Origin of the sequence: Haematospirillum sp. H1815, assembly GCF_012102705.1 — a bacterium.
Lineage (GTDB): Bacteria > Pseudomonadota > Alphaproteobacteria > Rhodospirillales > Rhodospirillaceae > Haematospirillum.
In genome coordinates this window covers 23,869-41,097 of sequence record NZ_JAAVTA010000010.1, presented here as the reverse complement: position 1 = coordinate 41,097, position 17,229 = coordinate 23,869, and the positions used below count along the sequence as shown (strand labels likewise).

General features: G+C 54.7%; 25 protein-coding genes. All 25 read left to right on the top strand.

Annotated features, from left to right (window positions below; genetic code table 11):
• Nucleotides 1-19 precede the first annotated feature (19 nt).
• The 25 genes from rplP (at nt 20) to HEQ60_RS08685 (ending at nt 17,221) form a co-directional block, all read left to right on the top strand.
• Entirely contained in the window at nt 20-439 is a 420-nt protein-coding gene (rplP, locus tag HEQ60_RS08805; RefSeq protein WP_066132220.1) for a 50S ribosomal protein L16, read from the top strand.
• Between the two features lie 2 nt (nt 440-441).
• Nucleotides 442-639 carry a 50S ribosomal protein L29 gene (rpmC, locus tag HEQ60_RS08800; RefSeq protein ID WP_168071336.1) on the top strand — a complete coding sequence of 66 codons (198 nt, stop codon included), beginning with the start codon at nt 442-444 and terminating at the stop codon, nt 637-639.
• 40 nt (nt 640-679) lie between these two features.
• Nucleotides 680-919, top strand: a complete 240-nt coding sequence (gene rpsQ / locus HEQ60_RS08795; protein WP_168019973.1) for a 30S ribosomal protein S17 — start codon at nt 680-682, stop codon at nt 917-919.
• 43 nt (nt 920-962) lie between these two features.
• Nucleotides 963-1,331, top strand: a complete 369-nt coding sequence (gene rplN, locus HEQ60_RS08790) for a 50S ribosomal protein L14 (RefSeq protein WP_066132214.1) — start codon at nt 963-965, stop codon at nt 1,329-1,331.
• A gap of 2 nt (nt 1,332-1,333) precedes the next feature.
• A complete protein-coding gene (gene rplX / locus HEQ60_RS08785) occupies nt 1,334-1,648 on the top strand; it encodes a 50S ribosomal protein L24 (RefSeq protein ID WP_168071335.1) in 315 nt (104 codons plus the stop codon).
• Nucleotides 1,649-1,659: 11 nt separating this feature from the next.
• Nucleotides 1,660-2,205: a 50S ribosomal protein L5 gene (gene rplE, locus HEQ60_RS08780; protein ID WP_066132206.1), complete on the top strand. Its 546-nt coding sequence runs from the start codon at nt 1,660-1,662 to the stop codon at nt 2,203-2,205.
• Between the two features lie 18 nt (nt 2,206-2,223).
• Nucleotides 2,224-2,529 (top strand): 30S ribosomal protein S14, encoded by a 306-nt coding sequence (gene rpsN, locus HEQ60_RS08775; RefSeq protein ID WP_168071334.1) that lies wholly within the window; start codon nt 2,224-2,226, stop codon nt 2,527-2,529.
• A 12-nt stretch (nt 2,530-2,541) separates the two neighbouring features.
• The gene (gene rpsH, locus HEQ60_RS08770; protein ID WP_066132198.1) at nt 2,542-2,940 is read left to right on the top strand and encodes a 30S ribosomal protein S8; all 399 of its coding nucleotides are present in this window, start codon (nt 2,542-2,544) and stop codon (nt 2,938-2,940) included.
• Between the two features lie 13 nt (nt 2,941-2,953).
• Nucleotides 2,954-3,490, top strand: a complete 537-nt coding sequence (gene rplF, locus HEQ60_RS08765; RefSeq protein ID WP_168071333.1) for a 50S ribosomal protein L6 — start codon at nt 2,954-2,956, stop codon at nt 3,488-3,490.
• Nucleotides 3,491-3,502: 12 nt separating this feature from the next.
• Nucleotides 3,503-3,865, top strand: a complete 363-nt coding sequence (gene rplR / locus HEQ60_RS08760; RefSeq protein WP_168071332.1) for a 50S ribosomal protein L18 — start codon at nt 3,503-3,505, stop codon at nt 3,863-3,865.
• 12 nt (nt 3,866-3,877) lie between these two features.
• Nucleotides 3,878-4,492, top strand: coding sequence for a 30S ribosomal protein S5 (gene rpsE, locus HEQ60_RS08755; protein WP_066132189.1), 615 nt, complete (start codon nt 3,878-3,880; stop codon nt 4,490-4,492).
• A gap of 9 nt (nt 4,493-4,501) precedes the next feature.
• Complete coding sequence (gene rpmD, locus HEQ60_RS08750) at nt 4,502-4,693, top strand: 50S ribosomal protein L30 (RefSeq protein ID WP_416046641.1); 192 nt, start codon at nt 4,502-4,504, stop codon at nt 4,691-4,693.
• Nucleotides 4,694-4,765: 72 nt separating this feature from the next.
• Entirely contained in the window at nt 4,766-5,251 is a 486-nt protein-coding gene (gene rplO / locus HEQ60_RS08745) for a 50S ribosomal protein L15 (RefSeq protein WP_168071331.1), read from the top strand.
• Between the two features lie 136 nt (nt 5,252-5,387).
• Nucleotides 5,388-6,731, top strand: coding sequence for a preprotein translocase subunit SecY (gene secY / locus HEQ60_RS08740; RefSeq protein ID WP_168071330.1), 1,344 nt, complete (start codon nt 5,388-5,390; stop codon nt 6,729-6,731).
• On the top strand, nt 6,731-7,387 hold the full coding sequence (locus tag HEQ60_RS08735) for an adenylate kinase (protein WP_168071329.1): 657 nt from the start codon (nt 6,731-6,733) through the stop codon (nt 7,385-7,387). Before secY ends, HEQ60_RS08735 begins: the two co-directional genes overlap by 1 nt.
• Nucleotides 7,388-7,541: 154 nt before the next feature.
• Nucleotides 7,542-7,910 carry a 30S ribosomal protein S13 gene (gene rpsM / locus HEQ60_RS08730; RefSeq protein ID WP_168019956.1) on the top strand — a complete coding sequence of 123 codons (369 nt, stop codon included), beginning with the start codon at nt 7,542-7,544 and terminating at the stop codon, nt 7,908-7,910.
• A gap of 24 nt (nt 7,911-7,934) precedes the next feature.
• Nucleotides 7,935-8,327, top strand: a complete 393-nt coding sequence (gene rpsK, locus HEQ60_RS08725) for a 30S ribosomal protein S11 (RefSeq protein WP_066132174.1) — start codon at nt 7,935-7,937, stop codon at nt 8,325-8,327.
• 179 nt (nt 8,328-8,506) lie between these two features.
• The gene (locus HEQ60_RS08720) at nt 8,507-9,523 is read left to right on the top strand and encodes a DNA-directed RNA polymerase subunit alpha (protein ID WP_168071328.1); all 1,017 of its coding nucleotides are present in this window, start codon (nt 8,507-8,509) and stop codon (nt 9,521-9,523) included.
• 181 nt (nt 9,524-9,704) lie between these two features.
• Nucleotides 9,705-10,130 (top strand): 50S ribosomal protein L17, encoded by a 426-nt coding sequence (gene rplQ, locus HEQ60_RS08715; protein WP_066132168.1) that lies wholly within the window; start codon nt 9,705-9,707, stop codon nt 10,128-10,130.
• 148 nt (nt 10,131-10,278) lie between these two features.
• On the top strand, nt 10,279-11,688 hold the full coding sequence (locus HEQ60_RS08710) for a Do family serine endopeptidase (RefSeq protein WP_322099325.1): 1,410 nt from the start codon (nt 10,279-10,281) through the stop codon (nt 11,686-11,688).
• A gap of 2 nt (nt 11,689-11,690) precedes the next feature.
• Nucleotides 11,691-12,995 (top strand): replication-associated recombination protein A, encoded by a 1,305-nt coding sequence (locus HEQ60_RS08705; RefSeq protein WP_209315487.1) that lies wholly within the window; start codon nt 11,691-11,693, stop codon nt 12,993-12,995.
• Nucleotides 12,992-13,375: a fluoride efflux transporter CrcB gene (gene crcB, locus HEQ60_RS08700; protein WP_168071327.1), complete on the top strand. Its 384-nt coding sequence runs from the start codon at nt 12,992-12,994 to the stop codon at nt 13,373-13,375. The genes HEQ60_RS08705 and crcB overlap by 4 nt, the downstream gene beginning before the upstream one ends.
• Nucleotides 13,372-14,391 carry an RluA family pseudouridine synthase gene (locus tag HEQ60_RS08695; protein ID WP_168071326.1) on the top strand — a complete coding sequence of 340 codons (1,020 nt, stop codon included), beginning with the start codon at nt 13,372-13,374 and terminating at the stop codon, nt 14,389-14,391. The genes crcB and HEQ60_RS08695 overlap by 4 nt, the downstream gene beginning before the upstream one ends.
• The gene (locus HEQ60_RS08690; RefSeq protein WP_168071325.1) at nt 14,388-15,071 is read left to right on the top strand and encodes an HAD-IA family hydrolase; all 684 of its coding nucleotides are present in this window, start codon (nt 14,388-14,390) and stop codon (nt 15,069-15,071) included. Before HEQ60_RS08695 ends, HEQ60_RS08690 begins: the two co-directional genes overlap by 4 nt.
• Nucleotides 15,071-17,221: an AsmA family protein gene (locus HEQ60_RS08685; protein ID WP_168071324.1), complete on the top strand. Its 2,151-nt coding sequence runs from the start codon at nt 15,071-15,073 to the stop codon at nt 17,219-17,221. Before HEQ60_RS08690 ends, HEQ60_RS08685 begins: the two co-directional genes overlap by 1 nt.
• The last annotated feature ends 8 nt before the right edge of the window (nt 17,222-17,229 follow it).

Sequence of the window (17,229 nt, the reverse complement as noted above, 5' to 3'; positions counted from 1 at the left end):
GAACTAAAGGACGAATACAATGCTTTCGCCGAAACGTACAAAGTTCCGCAAGGCGCATAAAGGCAGAATCCACGGAAATGCCAAAGGTGGATTTAGTCTGAACTTCGGTCAATTTGGCCTGAAGGCTCTGGAGCCAGAGCGTATTACAGCACGCCAGATTGAGGCTGCTCGCCGTGCCGTAACCCGTGCTATGAAGCGCCAAGGTCGTGTGTGGATCAGAATATTCCCAGATCTCCCTGTTTCTAGGAAGCCTGCTGAAGTCCGTATGGGATCAGGAAAAGGTGCACCTGAATACTGGGTAGCTCGTGTTCATCCTGGGCGCGTTATGTTTGAGATTGATGGCGTATCGGAAGATGTGGCTCGACACGCTCTTGAACTGGCTGATGCCAAGCTTCCGATCAAGACGAAGTTTGTTACCCGTTTGGGTGGAGAGGCGTGATCATGAGCATTGCAAAAGAATTGCGTGACAAGACACCTGAGCAATTGGTTGATCACTTGGTTGGCTTAAAGAAAGAGCAGTTTAATCTGCGTTTCCAGAAGGCTACCGGACAGCTTCAGAATACCTCTCGTCAGCGGCAGGTTAAAAAAGATATAGCCCGGGTTAAAACAGTGCTTCACGAATGTAAGGCTGCTGTGTAATATCGCCGGCTTGTCGCTATAAGGAGCGAAAAGTAAGACTATGCCCAAGCGTATCCTACAGGGCGTGGTGGTGAGTGATGCTATGGATAAGACCATTGTGGTCAAAGTCGAGCGTCGCTTCATGCACACGCTGTATAAAAAGTTCATCAAGCGGTCCAAGAAATATGCCGCTCATGATGAAGCCAATCACGCAAAGGTTGGGGATGTCGTTCGTATTCGCGAATGTCGTCCGGTCTCCAAGCGTAAGTGCTGGGAGTTGGTTGCGGACTCTGCCGATTAAGGCCATGGGTTCCGGTTTAATTTGACTTTTAAGGATTTAAACCATGATTCAGATGCAGACCAGCCTGGATGTCGCTGATAACAGCGGCGCGCGTCGGGTGCGGTGCATCAAGGTTCTGGGCGGTTCCAAGCGTAAGGCTGCCAGTGTCGGTGATGTGATCCGGGTCTCCGTAACAGGAGCAATCCCCCGCGGTCGCGTCAAGAAAGGCTCTGTGGAGCTTGCCGTTGTGGTGCGCGTTGCCGCCCCCGTTCGCCGTGCGGACGGAACCATGATCCGCTTTGATCGTAATGCTGCTGTGCTTATCAATAAGCAGGGTGAGCCAGTGGGAACTCGTATTTTTGGTCCCGTTGTTCGTGAGCTGCGTGCCAAGAAGTACATGAAAATCATATCGCTTGCCCCGGAGGTGCTGTAATTATGCAGAAGATCCGCAAGGGTGACACTGTTATCGTTCTTGCTGGCAAAGATGCTGGTAAGAAAGGCGAGGTGGTTCGCGCTGTTCCTTCCGAGGGTCGCGTTGTGGTCAAGGGCGTTAACGTGGTGAAGCGTCACTTGCGTCCGACGCAGACGAGCCAAGGGGGTATTCTCGAGAAAGAAGCCTCCATTCACGTTTCCAACGTGGCTCATGTTGATCCCAAGGACGGAAAGGCGACGCGAGTTGGTTTTCGTGTCCTCGATGATGGCTCGAAGGTTCGCTTTTCAAAGCGATCCGGCGAAGTCATAGCGAATTGAGGAGAATGTCTATGGCTGCGCGTCTTCGTGAGCAGTATGACACGGTTATTCGTAAGGCTCTTCAGGATAGGTTTGGTTACGCCAATCCCATGGAGATTCCCAAGCTGACCAAGGTGGTCATTAATATGGGGGTTGGCGAAGCCTCCCAGGACCGGAAAAAAATTGAAGGTGCAATTTCCGATCTGACCGCTATCTCTGGCCAGAAGCCCGTTCCCACGCGTTCGAAAAAGTCGATTGCAGGCTTTAAGCTGCGCGAAGGTATGGTGATCGGCTGCAAGGTTACTTTGCGTTCTGATCGGATGTACGAGTTTCTTGATCGTCTTATTACGATTGCCCTTCCTCGTGTCCGTGACTTCCGTGGTTTGAACGGGAAAGCCTTCGATGGTCGTGGGAATTATAATATGGGTCTGAAAGAGCAGATTATTTTCCCTGAGATCAGCTATGACCAGGTCGACAAGGTGCGTGGTATGGATATCACCATCTGCACGACCGCCAAAACTGATGACGAGGCCCGGGTTCTGCTTGAGCAGTTCCAGGTTCCGTTCGTCAAGGCGTAAGGGCGGGGAGTAGATTTTATGGCGAAAGTTAGCTCTGTTGAGAAAAACAAAAAACGTGCACGTATGGTGAAGCAGTACGCTGACCGTCGTGCTGCGTTGAAAGCTCTGATCTCAGGCAAGAATACTTCCCCCGAGGAGCGTATGGCTGCTGTTCTGAAGCTCAGTTCTTTGCCCCGCAACTCGTCTTCGATACGTTATCGTAATCGTTGCGAGGTTACCGGACGCCCGCGTGGTGTGTACCGTAAGTTCCGAATGGGTCGTGTTATTTTGCGCGATCTGGCGTCCCAGGGTCAGATCCCTGGCATGGTCAAGTCAAGCTGGTAAGGAGGACAGACCATGTCAATGACTGATCCCGTGGGTGATATGATCACCCGTATCCGTAACGGTCAACGTGCAGGGAAATCCAGCGTTATTTCCCCTGCCTCCGGCTTGCGTGCCGGGGTTCTGGAGGTTCTGGTGCGCGAAGGTTATATTCGCGGCTATGAGCGCTACGTTGTTCGTCCTGGCGTTGAGGAGCTTCGTGTTGAGCTCAAGTATCATGAGGGAAAGCCTGTCATTCAGGAAATAAGTCGTGTTTCGACGCCCGGTCGGCGCCGTTACTCCAAGATCAAGGATCTTCCCAAGGTCTATAACGGTCTCGGTATCTCTATTCTCTCAACCCCGCGTGGGTTGATGAGCGACCATGAGGCCCGCCTTGCCAATGTTGGCGGCGAAGTCCTGTGTCGCGTATTCTGAGGAGGGTGCCTGGATGTCTCGCGTAGGAAAGTATCCGGTTGAAGTTCCTCAGGGTGTTTCTGTGACCATTGCCAATGGCATTGTATCAGCTAAAGGAAAGCTGGGTGAGTTGAGCTTCTCTCTCTCGCCGGACTTGGTGGATGCAAAGTTGCAGGACGGTAAGATTGTTGTGACTCCTGTTGGTGATTCCAAGAATTCTCGTATGATGTGGGGAACAACCCGCGCCCGTATTGCCAACTTGGTAAAGGGTGTTTCAGAGGGCTTCAGGAAGAATCTGGAAGTGGTCGGTGTTGGTTACAAGGTTGCGGTGCAGGGTAAAAATCTTCAGCTTGCCCTAGGTTTCTCGCATGATGTGATCTTCCCGATTCCGGATAATGTCGTAATTAAGGCCCCGCAGCCAACTCAGGTCGAGATCAGTGGTATGGACAAACAAGTTGTTGGCCAAGTCGCTGCTGAGATTCGCGCATACCGTCCGCCGGAGCCCTATAAGGGTAAGGGCGTCAAGTATGTTGGCGAGCAGATTCTGCGTAAGGAAGGCAAGAAGAAGTAAAGGCGAACGGAAATGGCGAAAAATTTGTCTCTTTTCGAGCGCCGCCGCGATCGCGTGCGGTATCAGCTCAGGAAGAAGGCCGCCGGGCGTTTGCGCCTTTCGGTTTTCCGCTCATCCAAGCATATCTATGCCCAGGTTATTGACGATGCCAAGGGATGTACCCTTGTTGCTGCCTCGACCTTGGACAAAGGATTGCGTGAGCATTTGAAAACCGGTGCCGATACAGCAGCCGCTGCTGCTGTTGGCAAACTGGTGGCCGAGCGGGCTCTTGAAGCCGGCGTTAAGGATGTCGTGTTCGATCGTGGGGGCTATGTGTTCCACGGCCGGGTGAAAGCTCTGGCGGATGCGGCGCGTGAAGGCGGACTTTCGTTCTAAAGGATAGTCGAGATGGCACGTACCCCCACTGCTGAACGCTCCTCTCAGGAGCGTCGTGATCGTCGTGATCGCGATCGTGCTCCGGAGCGTGAGCGCGAGGATGAGTTCACCGACAAGCTTGTATCTATTAATCGTGTTGCCAAAGTGGTCAAAGGTGGCCGTCGCTTTGGATTCGCTGCGGTCGTTGTTGTTGGTGACAGCAAAGGCCGTGTCGGGTTTGGCACGGGAAAGGCCCGTGAGGTTCCCGAGGCTATTCGCAAGGCCAGTGAAAGAGCCAAGCGCGGCTTGGTTCGCGTTCCTTTGCGTGAAGGACGTACCTTGCACCATGATATTTCCGGTCACTTTGGTGCAGGCCATGTTGTTTTGAGATCTGCTCCAGCGGGTACCGGTATTATTGCTGGTGGTCCGATGCGTGCGGTGTTCGAGACTATGGGTGTCCAAGATATTGTTGCCAAGTGTGTTGGTTCTACCAACCCTTATAACATGATCAGGGCTACGTTTGCTGCATTGGCGAATCTTGAGAGCCCACGGATGGTTGCTGCAAAGCGTAATAAGAAAGTTGGCGAAATCGTCAGTCGTCGTGAAATGACGGGTGCTGCTGAGGCAGACGCCGCCTCTGCTGAATAAGGAGACGGAATGATGGCCCAGAAAAAGACGCTGACAGTTATGCAGACAGGAAGCCCGATTGGCCGCAAGGCTGACCAGAGAGCAACTTTGGTCGGGCTTGGTCTGAACAAGATCAATCGCACCCGGGTATTGGAAGATACGCCGTCGGTGCGTGGGATGATTGCCAAGGTGGCTCATCTCGTGAAGGTCATAGAGGCGTAAGCCGACTCGGAAGAGGCGAAGGTCATTTGGTCTTCGCTTGTTTCCGGGGTTAGTAAGACAGGATCCTTCAATATGAAGTTAAATCAATTACGCGATAACGAAGGTGCAACCAAGAAACGGATGCGCGTTGGTCGTGGTATAGGCTCTGGTAAGGGAAAAACCGGTGGTCGTGGCGTCAAGGGACAGAAATCCCGTACAGGTGTCTCGATCAATGGCTTCGAAGGTGGGCAGATGCCTATCTATCGTCGTCTTCCCAAGCGTGGCTTCACCAATATCTTCCGTAAAGACTATGTTGCCGTGAATCTCGGACGTCTCCAGACAGCGGTTGATGCAGGCAAACTAGATATATCTGCTGTTATTACAGCCGAGAAACTGGTTTCTGCAGGTGTTGTGCGTCGTGTTCGCGATGGCATTCGTCTTCTGGGGCATGGTGATTTCAGTGCGAAGGTAACCATCGAAGTTGCAGGTGCTTCCCGCTCTGCTGTTGATGCAGTAGAGAAACTGGGCGGCAAGGTTGTGATGTTGGCTGCCCCTGTTATCGAAGGCGAGACAACCTGATCGCACGATCAAGATAGGACGTTGACCTTGTGATAGGTTATTGTCTGCTCTTGCGGGGAGCGTCGGCAGATGGTGCTTTAGTGGCACCAATGTCAGGCGGCTCCCCGTTGCACATTTTTGATACCTGGAGCGTCGCATGGCTTCTGCTGCCGAGCAACTTGCTGCCAATATGAACTGGGGCGTTTTCGCCCAGGCTACGGAGCTGAAAAAGCGCATTTGGTTCACCTTGGGTGCGCTGATTGTGTATCGTCTCGGCACGTATATTCCTTTGCCTGGTATTGACCCACACGCATTGGCAGACGTTTTTTCCCGTAATCAGGGTGGCATCCTTGGGATGTTTGATATGCTGGCTGGCGGTGCCCTCAGCCGTATGACCCTGTTTGCTCTTAATATTATGCCCTATATTTCGGCCTCTATCATTCTTCAGCTTTTGACGACAATGGCGCCGTCAATGATTGCTTTGAAGAAAGAGGGCGAGGCTGGTCGTAAGAAAATTAATCAGTATACGCGATATCTTACCGTTGTGATCGCAGCATTCCAGGCTTGGGCAATCGCGGCTGGTCTGGAGTCCATGACTGGTAGCGGTGGCGCTGTTGTTGTTGATCCTGGTTTTTTCTTCCGCTTTACAACCGTCGTGACCCTTGTTGGTGGGACGATGTTTCTCATGTGGCTGGGAGAGCAGATAACGGCAAGGGGTGTCGGTAATGGTATCTCGCTTATTATCTTCGCTGGTATTGTAGCCAATCTGCCGCAGGCCCTTGTTGCCACTCTGGAGCTGGGCCGCACCGGGGCATTGCACCCGTTGTTGATCCTTGTGCTTCTGCTGATGGCTGTTGGCGTTATTGCCTTTATTGTGTTTATGGAACGTGCGCAACGCCGTATCCTCATACAATATCCAAAGCGCCAGGTAGGCAACCGTTTGTATGGTGGCGAAAGCACTCACCTGCCCTTGAAGATTAACACTGCGGGTGTGATACCGCCCATCTTTGCTAGCTCAATACTGTTGCTGCCAACAACTGTAGCCAGTTTTTATGCGGGCAGCGGGCCTGACTGGCTTCAGGGACTGGTTGGTTGGCTTGGTCATGGGCAACCAGTTTATATGTTGCTATATGCTGCGCTGATTGCATTCTTTGCTTTCTTCTACACAGCTGTTGTTTTTAACCCTCATGAAACGGCAGATAATCTGAAGAAGCACGGTGGGTTTATTCCGGGCATTCGTCCGGGAAAGAATACAGCTGAGTATATGGATTATGTGTTGACCCGTCTAACGGTTGTTGGCGCACTTTATCTTGTCTTTATTTCCATTCTGCCTGAGATTCTGATTACACGTTTGGCTGTTCCATTTTACTTTGGAGGGACTAGCCTTCTGATTGTTGTCAGTGTGACTATGGATACGGTTACGCAGGTCCAGTCTCATCTGTTAGCACATCAATATGAAGGGCTTATCAGAAAGTCGAAGTTGAAAGGGCGGCGAGGCTGATGGCGGGAAAAAGACTGATTCTTATGGGGCCTCCCGGCGGAGGCAAGGGGACTCAGGCCCAGAGGCTTCGTGAACGCTACGGCATTGTCCAGCTTTCAACAGGCGAAATGCTTCGCGCTGCTGTGGCTGCAAAGAGTGCAACGGGCTTGAAGGCGAAGGCTGTGATGGATAGCGGCCATCTAGTTTCAGATGAGATTGTCATTAATCTTATTGATGACCGTCTGGATTGTGATGATGCCCGTCAGGGCTTTATTCTGGACGGTTTCCCGCGCAATGTTGCCCAAGCAGAGGCGCTTGACATACTGATAGCCAAGAAGGGTGTTGTGCTGGATGCTGCTATCGAGTTGCAGGTGCCCGATGATCTTCTCGTTGAGCGGATTATAGGACGTTTTACCTGCGATGCGTGTGGGGCCGGCTATCATGATACCTTCAAGAATCCCAAAGCCACAGGAGTTTGCGATTCGTGTGGGGGGACCAAGTTCTCCCGTCGAGCTGACGATAATGAAGATACGGTTCGCAAGCGCCTGGTTGCGTATCATGCGCAAACAGCGCCCTTGATCCCCTATTATAGAGCGCGTAATCTCTTGTATGTTGTTGATGGCGCAAGAGATATCGGTGTTGTGACAAGCGAGCTCGAAGCTTTGCTTGGTTCGTAAAGTGGAGTGTGTGTCAGGTTTCTGGCCTTGTGTGTCATGGGCATGGTTGACTTGCCGGTAGCAGTGAATATAATCGCGCTCCTTCCGAGTCTGACTGCGGACAGAAACATTGGCGGCATTCTTTGTCGTTTGGAAAATTTAAGGAGTACGGGCCTTGGCGCGTATCGCTGGCGTTAACATTCCGACCAACAAGCGCGTGGAAGTCGCGCTGACGTATATCTATGGTATTGGTCCAAAGCATGCGAAAGATATCTGCGAAAAGATGTCCTTTGCGCCGTCCCTCAGGGTCAATCAAATGTCAGACGAAGATGTTCTTCGTCTGCGTGAGCTGATTGACAGCGCCTATAAGGTGGAAGGTGATCTGCGTCGCGAAGTTGCAATGAACATCAAGCGTCTGATGGACCTTGGCTGCTATCGCGGTCTGCGCCATCGCAAAGGGCTTCCTGTTCGTGGCCAGCGTACCCACACAAATGCCCGTACCCGCAAGGGACCGGCAAAGCCGATCGCCGGCAAGAAGAAGTAATTAGAGAGAAGGCAAGATACGGCAATGGCCAAGGCAGCTGCTGCGCGTCCCCGTCGTCGCGAACGCAAAAACATCACGTCCGGAATTGCCCACGTGAATGCGACCTTCAACAACACAATCATTACCATAACGGACGTGCAGGGGAATTCAATCTCTTGGTCCTCTGCTGGTATGCAGGGCTTCAAAGGCTCCCGCAAGTCTACGCCGTATGCCGCGCAGGTGGCGGCTGAAGACGCCTGTCGCAAGGCTCTGGATCATGGTATGAAGACCTTGGAGGTTGAGGTTGCCGGACCGGGCTCTGGTCGTGAGTCCGCACTGAGAGCCTTGGTTTCAGCCGGGTTTACCGTTACCTCCATTCGTGATGTTACCCCTATACCGCACAATGGCTGTCGTCCGCGTAAGCGGCGTAGGGTCTGACTGTCAGATTCGTTTTGTGTGACCGCCGCCCCGGAATATTCCGGGGCATGGCGGCTTTGGTGTGATGAACCGAATGCCGTGTTGCGATGATGCGTCTCTTGTTTCAGTTTTCTACTGATTCCAAGGTCGGTTATTGTCAGCACGGTTTGGCCTGGCCCCGTTAGCAAGAGGGTGCATCCGTGATCCAGAAAAACTGGCAGGAACTAATCAAACCGCAAAAACTCAACGTCGAGCCCGGTGACGATCCCGCGTGCACGGCAACCGTTGTTGCAGAACCGCTTGAGCGCGGCTTTGGCATGACCTTGGGTAATGCCCTGCGTCGTGTTTTGATGTCTTCCCTCCAGGGTGCGGCTGTTACCGCGATCCAGATTGAAGGCGTCCTCCACGAGTTTTCCTCTGTCCCCGGTGTCAGGGAAGATGTCACGGATATCATTCTGAACATCAAGGCTCTTGCCTTGAGAATGCAGGGTGAAGGTTCCAGACGCATGAACCTCAAGGTAACGGGTCCATGCGTTGTGACTGCCGGAAGCATTGAAACAGGTCATGGTGTGGAGGTGCTGAATCCCGACTTGGTGATCTGTCATCTTGATACCAACGCCTCCTTTAACATGGAGTTGACCGTTGATACCGGCAAGGGTTACGTGCCGGCTGCGAATAATCGTTCCGAGGATTCACCTATTGGCTTGATCCCGGTTGATTCGATTTTTGCTCCGGTTCGTCGTGTGTCCTATCGCGTTGAGAATGCGCGTGTTGGTCAGGTGACGGACTATGACAAGCTGGTCATGAACGTAGAGACCAATGGTGCTGTGACGCCGGAAGATGCTGTTGCCTTGGCAGCCCGTATTCTTCAGGATCAGCTTGCTCTCTTCATCAATTTTGACGAGCCGCAGGCTGCTTCTGAAGCGTATAAGGAAGATGATCTGCCATTCAACCGCAATCTTTTGAGGAAGGTTGATGAGTTGGAGTTGAGTGTTCGTTCATTCAATTGCCTGAAGAACGACAATATTTGTTACATTGGTGACTTGGTTCAGAAGACCGAGGCAGAGATGCTTCGTACTCCGAACTTTGGTCGTAAGTCCTTGAATGAGATCAAGCACCTGCTTGCGCACATGTCCCTGCATCTTGGTATGGAAGTGCCGAACTGGCCGCCTGAGAATATTGAAGAACTTGCCAAGAAGCTCGAGGACCCTTATTGATCATCGGCTCCGGCCTGCTTCCTTAGAACTGTGTTCTTGAGCAGGCCGGTGTTGTTTTGGTTCGGGGACATAATGTCCCAGTCTTGTTCTGCATCGCTTCCATAAATTTTAAACTGGCGGCGGGAACAAGAATTCTCATCGGCTCCGCGAGCGGGGCCAAGAAACTGGAAAGGAGACAGCCATGCGTCACGGAATGTCCGGCCGCAAGCTTAATCGCACATCGTCCCACCGCAAGGCTATGTTTGCCAACATGGCTGCCGCTCTGATCCGGCACGAGCAAATTCGTACCACTTTGCCCAAGGCAAAAGATCTGCGTCCGATTGCCGAGAAGCTGATTACGCTTGCCAAGCGCGGTGACTTGCATGCTCGCCGTCAGGCGATTGCTCAGATTGGTGACGAGACGGTCGTCAGCAAGTTGTTTTCTGTTCTGGCAGAGCGTTATCAGGGTCGACCAGGTGGTTATACGCGCGTTCTGAAAGCTGGTTTCCGTTATGGTGACTGTGCCCCTATGGCGATTATCGAGCTGGTTGATCGTGATCCTGCTGCGAAGGGGGCCGAAGACAAGGCTCGTGTTGCAGCGGAACTGGCAGCTGCCGAGCAGGAATAATCAATCTGCCGCGTGTGTTGTTGTGGAGGGCAGCCTGATCAGGCTGCCCTTTCTGCTTTCTGGCCTTGGGTGCTAATCCGGGCTGGTATTTCGTGTTTTGATACCCCACGTTACAAGCAGGCTGTGTCGTGTTGGTGAGGATGCTGTTGTGCGTTTTCTGAATCTGGTGTTGCTGTGTTTTCTGATAGGCTCCGTCTGGTCTGCTGCGGGTGCAAATCCTGAGGTTCCATCCTCTCGTCAACAGGTGACCCTTTCATTTGCTCCGGTTGTGAGGCGTACTGCTCCGGCTGTTGTGAACATTTACACCAAGAAGGTTATCGTTACCCGCGAGACGTTGCCTTTGATGGCAGATCCATTTTTCCGTCGTTTTTTGGGTGATTCTCCGGGCTTTGGTATTCCCCGTGAACGGGTTCAGAATTCTTTGGGGTCGGGGGTTATTCTGCGTCCGGATGGTGTTATCGTTACGAATAACCACGTTATCGATGGCGCGGCCGAGATTACGGTTGTCCTGTCGGATCGCAGGGAGTTTGAGGCAGAGCTGGTCGGGGCGGATCCCCGTACAGATTTGGCGGTTCTAAGGCTGAAGGATGGGCCGCAATCCCTTCCTTTTCTTGAGCTGGCTGATTCTGGCGCGCTGGAGGTTGGCGATCTGGTGATTGCGATCGGGAATCCTTTTGGTGTTGGACAAACGGTCACCAGTGGCATTGTTTCCGCATTGGCGCGGACCAATATCGGCGTCTCTGATTACCGTTCATTTATTCAGACCGATGCTGCCATTAATCCCGGTAATTCAGGTGGGGCCCTGGTTACGACGGATGGTCGCCTGGCTGGTGTCAATACGGCGATCTATAGCCGTGATGGCGGCAGTCTGGGGCTGGGTTTTGCTATTCCTGCCACTATGGTGAATACGACGGTTAAAAGTATTCTGGCGACAGGAAAGGCCGTTCGTCCTTGGCTTGGTGCTGGTGGACAGGTTGCTGACTCGAAGCTTGTTGAATCCTTGGGCTTGGATCGTCCGGGTGGTGTGCTGGTGGCGCGCGTTGATCCTGACAGTCCGGCAGATCGGGCTGGATTGAAACGCGGCGATGTGATTATCGCTGTTAATGGTCATGATGTGATGGATTGGCAGGCCCTGCGTTATCAGATTGCCAGTCTGGAGCTGGGGAGCCGTGCGGAGCTGTCCGTCATTCGCAAGGGTAAGCCGGTCCAGCTGGCTTTCACCTTGGAGCCGCCGCCGGAAAACCCACCGCGCCAAGAAACGGAAATCAAGGGGCCCCGCAATCCCTTGGATGGTATCCGTCTGGCAAATGCCAACCCAGCCTTGGCCGAGGAAACCGGGTGGGATGTTTTTGCGGGACAGGTTGTTGTGACAGCGGTGCGCCGTAACGGCTATGCAGCCCGTCTTGGTATACAGCCGGGTGATGTCTTGCAGTCTATCAACAGCAAGAAAGTGGTTGCGGTGCCTGACGCGGTTTCCCTGTTGGATCAGCCTGCACCGGGTGGGTGGCTCATTACCGTGCTTCGTGACGGCAATGTCATGAATTTCCGGATCCGGTGATTATGACAGGATTGTTTGAACAAGCTGCGCCACGTCCGTTAGCGGATCACCTCAGGCCCCGGCGGCTTTCGGATGTGGTCGGGCAGGCTCACCTTCTGGCAGAGGACGGGCCCTTGGGGCGCATGCTGCGGACACAGCGCCTGTCCTCGGTTATCCTCTGGGGGCCTCCGGGGTGTGGAAAGACCACGATTGCCCGGCTTCTTGCCGAACAGACGGAGCTTCACTTTGAGCCCCTGTCAGCCGTTTTTTCCGGTGTGGCTGATTTGCGCAAGGTTTTTGATGCTGCCAAGCAGCGGCGTTCTGTCGGCCGGGGCACCTTGTTGTTCGTGGACGAGATCCATCGTTTCAACCGTGCACAGCAGGATGCTTTTTTGCCCTACGTGGAGGACGGAACCATTACCTTGGTCGGGGCAACCACCGAGAACCCCAGCTTTGAGTTGAATGCGGCTTTGCTGTCGCGGGCGCGGGTCCTTGTTCTCAGGCGCCTGGACGATGATGCGCTGGAACAGCTCCTGGCCCGCGCAGAAGAGATCATGGCCCGGCCTTTGCCCCTGGAGCCTGAGGCACGTGAGCAAATGCGGGCGATGGCTGATGGTGACGGGCGCTATATGCTGGCGATGGCCGAAGAGGTTTTTGGAAGTGCAACTGGCGTGTTCCTGGGAACGGAGGATCTGGTCCGCCTGCTTCAGAAGCGGGCACCCGTTTACGACAAGGACCGAGAGGGGCACTATAACCTGATTTCCGCCTTGCATAAGTCTCTTCGGGGATCGGACCCGGATGCGGCCCTGTACTGGTGTGCCCGTATGATCGAGGGTGGTGAGGACCCTGCCTATATTCTGCGACGGCTTGTCCGGTTTGCTGTGGAAGATATCGGTCTTGCTGATCCCGCAGCCTTGGACCAGGCGATCGCGGCGTGGGATGCGTTTGATCGGCTGGGATCTCCGGAAGGGGAGCTGGCCTTGGTGCAACTTGTCCTGTATCTGGGGACAGCCCCGAAATCCAATGCGGCTTATGTGGCCTGGAAGGCGGCCCGCAAGGCGGCCCGGCAGACAGGGTCGCTGATGCCTCCGCCCCATATTCTCAATGCCCCGACCGCCTTGATGAAGACTTTGGGGTATGGGGCGGGGTATGCCTATGATCATGATCAACCGGATGGATTCTCCGGGCAGGACTATTTCCCCGAGGGGATGGAGCGGGTGCCGTTCTATAACCCTCCCGAGCGTGGATTCGAGAGGGAAATACGCCGCCGTCTGGATTACTGGGGCCGACTGCGGGCTCGTCGTGTCGCGATGAAAGGCAAGTCATGAGTGTGTGGGCTGTTGTGGCAGTGGCGGTTGGCGGAGCCTTGGGGTCTGTGCTGCGGTATGCTGTGATGGCGGGTGTTGGACGTTGGGCCGGATCGGGCTTTCCGTGGGGTACTCTGGTGGTCAATGTCGCTGGTTCCCTGATTATGGGGATTCTGGTCGAGATTGTTGCCAGAAAATGGTCATTACCCGGTTTCTGGCAGGTTTTTTTGTTTGTCGGCGTTCTTGGCGGGTTTACAACCTTCTCTACGTTTTCCCTGGATCTGGCGATGCTGATGGATCGTCATGCCGGTCTGGCTGCTGTTTATGCGGTTGGATCCGTTGTGGTGGGAACGGCAGCCCTGTTTGTGGGGATGGCCTTGGTACGCTGGAGTATGTCATGAGTGTTCAATTGATCCCTGTTGCGGCAGACGAAGCTGATGTGCGTCTGGATCGCTGGTTCCGCCGCCGTTGGCCAGCCGTATCCCAGGGGCGTCTGGAAAAGTTGTTGCGCACGGGGCAGGTGCGTGTTGATGGGCGCCGTGCCAAGGCAGGGCAACGGCTTGAAGCAGGGCAGATGGTCAGAATTCCCCCTCTGCCGGCAGATCCAGCAGATCATGCCGATGCAATGCCGGCTCGCAGTGCCGCACCTGCCATTCGCCCTGATGACGAGGCGATGATCCTGGAATCCATCCTGTACCGTGATGATGATGTCCTTGTGCTGAACAAGCCCCCCGGGTTGGCTGTGCAGGGAGGGACCAATACCAAGGTGCATGTTGATGCCCTGCTGGATGTTCTGCGTTTTGACAGCCGGGAACGCCCCCGTCTGGTGCATCGTCTGGACAAAGATACCTCTGGCATTCTGGTTCTGGCCCGCTCCGCCCGCTCTGCGTCTGCCTTGGCGGCTGCGTTCCGTTCCCGTGCTGCCCGCAAGATCTACTGGGCGCTGGTTGTCGGGTATCCCAATCCGTCCCGGGGGAGTATCCGGGCACCGGTTGCCAAGGTTCCGGTCGCTGGCGTTGAGAAGATGGAAGTCAATGTGGAAGAGGGGCAGGCCGCCCGTACCGAGTTTGCGGTTCTGGACAAGGCCGGGCGCTGTGTAACCTGGCTGCATCTGGAGCCATTGACTGGCCGGACTCATCAGCTGCGTGTTCATTGTGCCTATCTGGGAACACCCATTCTGGGGGATGGGAAATATGGCGGGGCCGAGGCCCACATTCAGGGCGAAGGTATATCGCGGAAGCTTCATCTGCACGCGCGGGCGCTACGTATCCCGCATCCGTCCGGACGGGGGGAGTTGACGATACAGGCCCCATTGCCCAGACATATGGTCAGTAGCTTTGAGGCCTTCGGGTTTGATGAGAAGGAGGTTGCCGATCCTTTTGCCGTGCTTCCTGAAACAACACGCAAGAAAAAATGACCACGCCTCTACGTCTTGTGTTGTGGGATGTGGACGGGACACTTCTGAACACCCGTTCCCTGATTCTGGAAACCATACATGAGGCATGCCGGCAAGAGGGGATTGCCTGCCCGTCTGCAAGCCTTGTTGCCCGTGGAACGGGGTTGCCTCTTGTGGACATGGTGGCCTTTGTTTTGCCAGATTATGATGCTGCTGTTCATCAGCGCGTGGCTGTGGCGTACCGTCAGATCTTTCCTGCTTTGCGAGAGAAGGGCGATGGTCATGACCGTCTGTTCCCACATATCCGGTCCGTGCTGGATGATTTGCGGAAGCAAGAGATCCTGATGGGGCTTGTGACGGGCATGGGACGCCGCGGTGTTCTTGCGTTTGTGGAGCGTTACGGTCTGGCTGATTATTTTGTGACGGTTGGTACAGCGGATGACGGGCCGGGAAAGCCCAGTCCCTTCCTTGTTGAACAGGCTGTTCGCCAGACGGGTGCAGAGCGGAAAAATACGGTTGTGATTGGTGATACATCTTTTGATATGATGATGGCCCGCGCTGCCGGGGTATCAGCCATTGGCGTGGCATGGGGCAATCATGATATATCCGGGTTGTGGCAGGCTGGTGCTGAAGCCGTGGCAGAAGAGCCGGTTGTCTTGCCGGCATTGATCGGGCGTGTGTTGGGCAGGGGACAGGAATAATGCGTATTTCAACGGTGTTGAAGGGCCTTGTGGCTCTTGTTGTGGTGGCGGTTATTGGTGTGGCCGTTGTGTTATCAACGCTGGACGTCAACAAGTACAAGGATGTGGTTGCCGCCCAGGTTGAGGCCATGACAGGCCGTCGTCTGACCCTTGATGGAAACCTGGACCTCGCCTTGGGGTTCAGCCCGGCGATCGTTGTCAATCAGGCCAGCTTTGCGAATGCGTCTTGGGGATCGCGCCCTCACATGGTGTCTGTTGAACGGGTTGAGGCTGAACTGGCGCTGATTCCGGCCCTGTTCGGTGATATCCGCGTTGGGCGCCTGGTTCTTGTCAGGCCGGATATCCTTCTGGAAACCAATGCCAAGGGGGTTGGAAACTGGGAATTCCCGGTTGGCAAGCCCGAGGGGCAGAAGAAGCCCGCGGCATCGGCACCGTCTGGATCCCCCGCACCTGACGCAGCCCCTTCGGCAGGAGCTCCCATACCCTTCCTGGCATCGGTTCTGATCAAGGATGGCCGCCTGACCTGGCGGGATGGCAAGACCGGTGCGACCAAGGTTCTTGAGCTTGCAGGTGTCAGTTTGGGGGCTTCGTCCCCTCATGATCCGGTTTCGCTTGATATTCGTGGTTCGTTTAATGCTGTTGGATTTGATGTAGCTGGTGGGCTGGGTCCCGTTGCGGCCTTGTTGAACAAGGACAGGGACGGGAAGCCATGGCCCTTGTCTGTAAAGGGCGATGTTGGCGGCATTGATTTTACAGCCGATGGTGCCATCAAGGACCCATTGTCTGGGGCCGGATTGGCGTTGAAGCTGCATGTTCGCGCATCATCCCTGGAAAAGCTGAAGCCTTTGCTCGGGGATGTTCCAAAAATTCCGGCTGTGGATCTTGCGGCGTCTGTTTCGGGTGGTGGAACAGCTTGGAAGGTATCGGATCTTGTCCTTTCATCCGGTTCATCAAAAGTGACAGGGACCGTGGGGATAGAGACCGGAGGAGCTCGTCCTCGCGTCGATGTTGCCCTGCAGTCCCCTCTTCTTGACCTGAAGGCATTGCTGCCTCCATCGCAGTCAGCAGGCAAGGCTGCACCAACCGCGGGTACGGGGTCTGTTTCTGCCGGGGGGACGGCGGGTTCACATTCCGGCAAGGTCTTTTCAGCAGAGCGTCTTGATCTTTCAGGCCTGAAAGTTGTTGATGCCCGCTTTGATGTTCAGGTATCCCGCTTGGTGATGCCTGATGCGGTTGAGCTTGAAGCCGTGGCGGCAAAAGGGGAATTGGTCAACGGGCGACTTGGCATTACGCCGGCCAGCATGCGTCTGGGTGATGGAACCGTTACTGCCAACATCCACCTTGCCGCACCGGCTGGTCCCGCTGATTTCAAGCTTGATGCCAAAGCGGACAAGGTGGTTCTGGGCCGTGTGTTCAGCCAGATTGGTAAAACCGACCTGTTGTCGGGTGTGTCTTCTGATGCCACGGTTTCGCTGAAAGCCAATGGAGCATCGGTTGCTGCCCTCATGGCTTCTCTAGACGGTCGTATCCTGGTCCGTATGGGGGAGGGGCGCATCAATAATGCCCTGATCGACTGGGCTGGTGCCGACATTCTCAACCAGTTGACTGAACAGCTGAATCCTGTCGGCAAGCGTGAGCCCAACACCCACCTGATGTGTGGTGTGATCAATGTGCAGGCCAACCATGGTATCCTTGGTTGGGACAAGCAGATTGCCTTTGAAACAGCCAAGATGAACGTAGTGTCATCAGGCAAGGTGGACCTTGGCCGGGAAGCTCTGGATGTCGGGGTCCGTCCGTCTGCCAAGGGAGGTGTCGGGGTTGGTGTCGGGGCGTTGGCCGATTTCCTGCGCTTGCAGGGTACATTGGCCAGTCCTTCCATTGGTGTTGATGCTGCTGGCGTGGCCAAGACAGCCCTGTCCATAGCCGGCGCGCTGGCTGGCGGCGGCGGAGGCAAGAGCCTGTTGGGAGCCCTGCAGGGGGGGAATGCTGCGGGTTCGTCGTCTGCTGATTCATCGCCGTGTGCGACGGCCTTGGGTCAGGGAGGAAAATCCTCTTCCTCTGATGGGGCGCAACCGTCCAAACAGGCCCCGGCAGCACCCGATAACCCGGTTGACTCGATCAAGAAGGGGCTGAAAGGGCTTCTGCGCTAGAAGTGGTG

What these genes read in the sequence shown, in the direction of transcription:
- rpsK (WP_066132174.1), top strand. Translation starts at nt 7,935, where the DNA reads ATGGCCAAGGCAGCTGCTGCGCGTCCCCGTCGTCGCGAACGCAAAAAC.
- rplQ (WP_066132168.1), top strand. Translation starts at nt 9,705, where the DNA reads ATGCGTCACGGAATGTCCGGCCGCAAGCTTAATCGCACATCGTCCCAC.
- rpsH (WP_066132198.1), top strand. Translation starts at nt 2,542, where the DNA reads ATGTCAATGACTGATCCCGTGGGTGATATGATCACCCGTATCCGTAAC.
- rpmD (WP_416046641.1), top strand. Translation starts at nt 4,502, where the DNA reads ATGATGGCCCAGAAAAAGACGCTGACAGTTATGCAGACAGGAAGCCCG.
- rpmC (WP_168071336.1), top strand. Translation starts at nt 442, where the DNA reads ATGAGCATTGCAAAAGAATTGCGTGACAAGACACCTGAGCAATTGGTT.
- HEQ60_RS08705 (WP_209315487.1), top strand. Translation starts at nt 11,691, where the DNA reads ATGACAGGATTGTTTGAACAAGCTGCGCCACGTCCGTTAGCGGATCAC.
- crcB (WP_168071327.1), top strand. Translation starts at nt 12,992, where the DNA reads ATGAGTGTGTGGGCTGTTGTGGCAGTGGCGGTTGGCGGAGCCTTGGGG.
- rpsN (WP_168071334.1), top strand. Translation starts at nt 2,224, where the DNA reads ATGGCGAAAGTTAGCTCTGTTGAGAAAAACAAAAAACGTGCACGTATG.
- secY (WP_168071330.1), top strand. Translation starts at nt 5,388, where the DNA reads ATGGCTTCTGCTGCCGAGCAACTTGCTGCCAATATGAACTGGGGCGTT.
- HEQ60_RS08685 (WP_168071324.1), top strand. Translation starts at nt 15,071, where the DNA reads ATGCGTATTTCAACGGTGTTGAAGGGCCTTGTGGCTCTTGTTGTGGTG.
- rplR (WP_168071332.1), top strand. Translation starts at nt 3,503, where the DNA reads ATGGCGAAAAATTTGTCTCTTTTCGAGCGCCGCCGCGATCGCGTGCGG.
- HEQ60_RS08695 (WP_168071326.1), top strand. Translation starts at nt 13,372, where the DNA reads ATGAGTGTTCAATTGATCCCTGTTGCGGCAGACGAAGCTGATGTGCGT.
- HEQ60_RS08690 (WP_168071325.1), top strand. Translation starts at nt 14,388, where the DNA reads ATGACCACGCCTCTACGTCTTGTGTTGTGGGATGTGGACGGGACACTT.
- rpsQ (WP_168019973.1), top strand. Translation starts at nt 680, where the DNA reads ATGCCCAAGCGTATCCTACAGGGCGTGGTGGTGAGTGATGCTATGGAT.
- rplP (WP_066132220.1), top strand. Translation starts at nt 20, where the DNA reads ATGCTTTCGCCGAAACGTACAAAGTTCCGCAAGGCGCATAAAGGCAGA.
- rplO (WP_168071331.1), top strand. Translation starts at nt 4,766, where the DNA reads ATGAAGTTAAATCAATTACGCGATAACGAAGGTGCAACCAAGAAACGG.
- rplX (WP_168071335.1), top strand. Translation starts at nt 1,334, where the DNA reads ATGCAGAAGATCCGCAAGGGTGACACTGTTATCGTTCTTGCTGGCAAA.
- HEQ60_RS08735 (WP_168071329.1), top strand. Translation starts at nt 6,731, where the DNA reads ATGGCGGGAAAAAGACTGATTCTTATGGGGCCTCCCGGCGGAGGCAAG.
- rplF (WP_168071333.1), top strand. Translation starts at nt 2,954, where the DNA reads ATGTCTCGCGTAGGAAAGTATCCGGTTGAAGTTCCTCAGGGTGTTTCT.
- rplE (WP_066132206.1), top strand. Translation starts at nt 1,660, where the DNA reads ATGGCTGCGCGTCTTCGTGAGCAGTATGACACGGTTATTCGTAAGGCT.
- rpsE (WP_066132189.1), top strand. Translation starts at nt 3,878, where the DNA reads ATGGCACGTACCCCCACTGCTGAACGCTCCTCTCAGGAGCGTCGTGAT.
- rplN (WP_066132214.1), top strand. Translation starts at nt 963, where the DNA reads ATGATTCAGATGCAGACCAGCCTGGATGTCGCTGATAACAGCGGCGCG.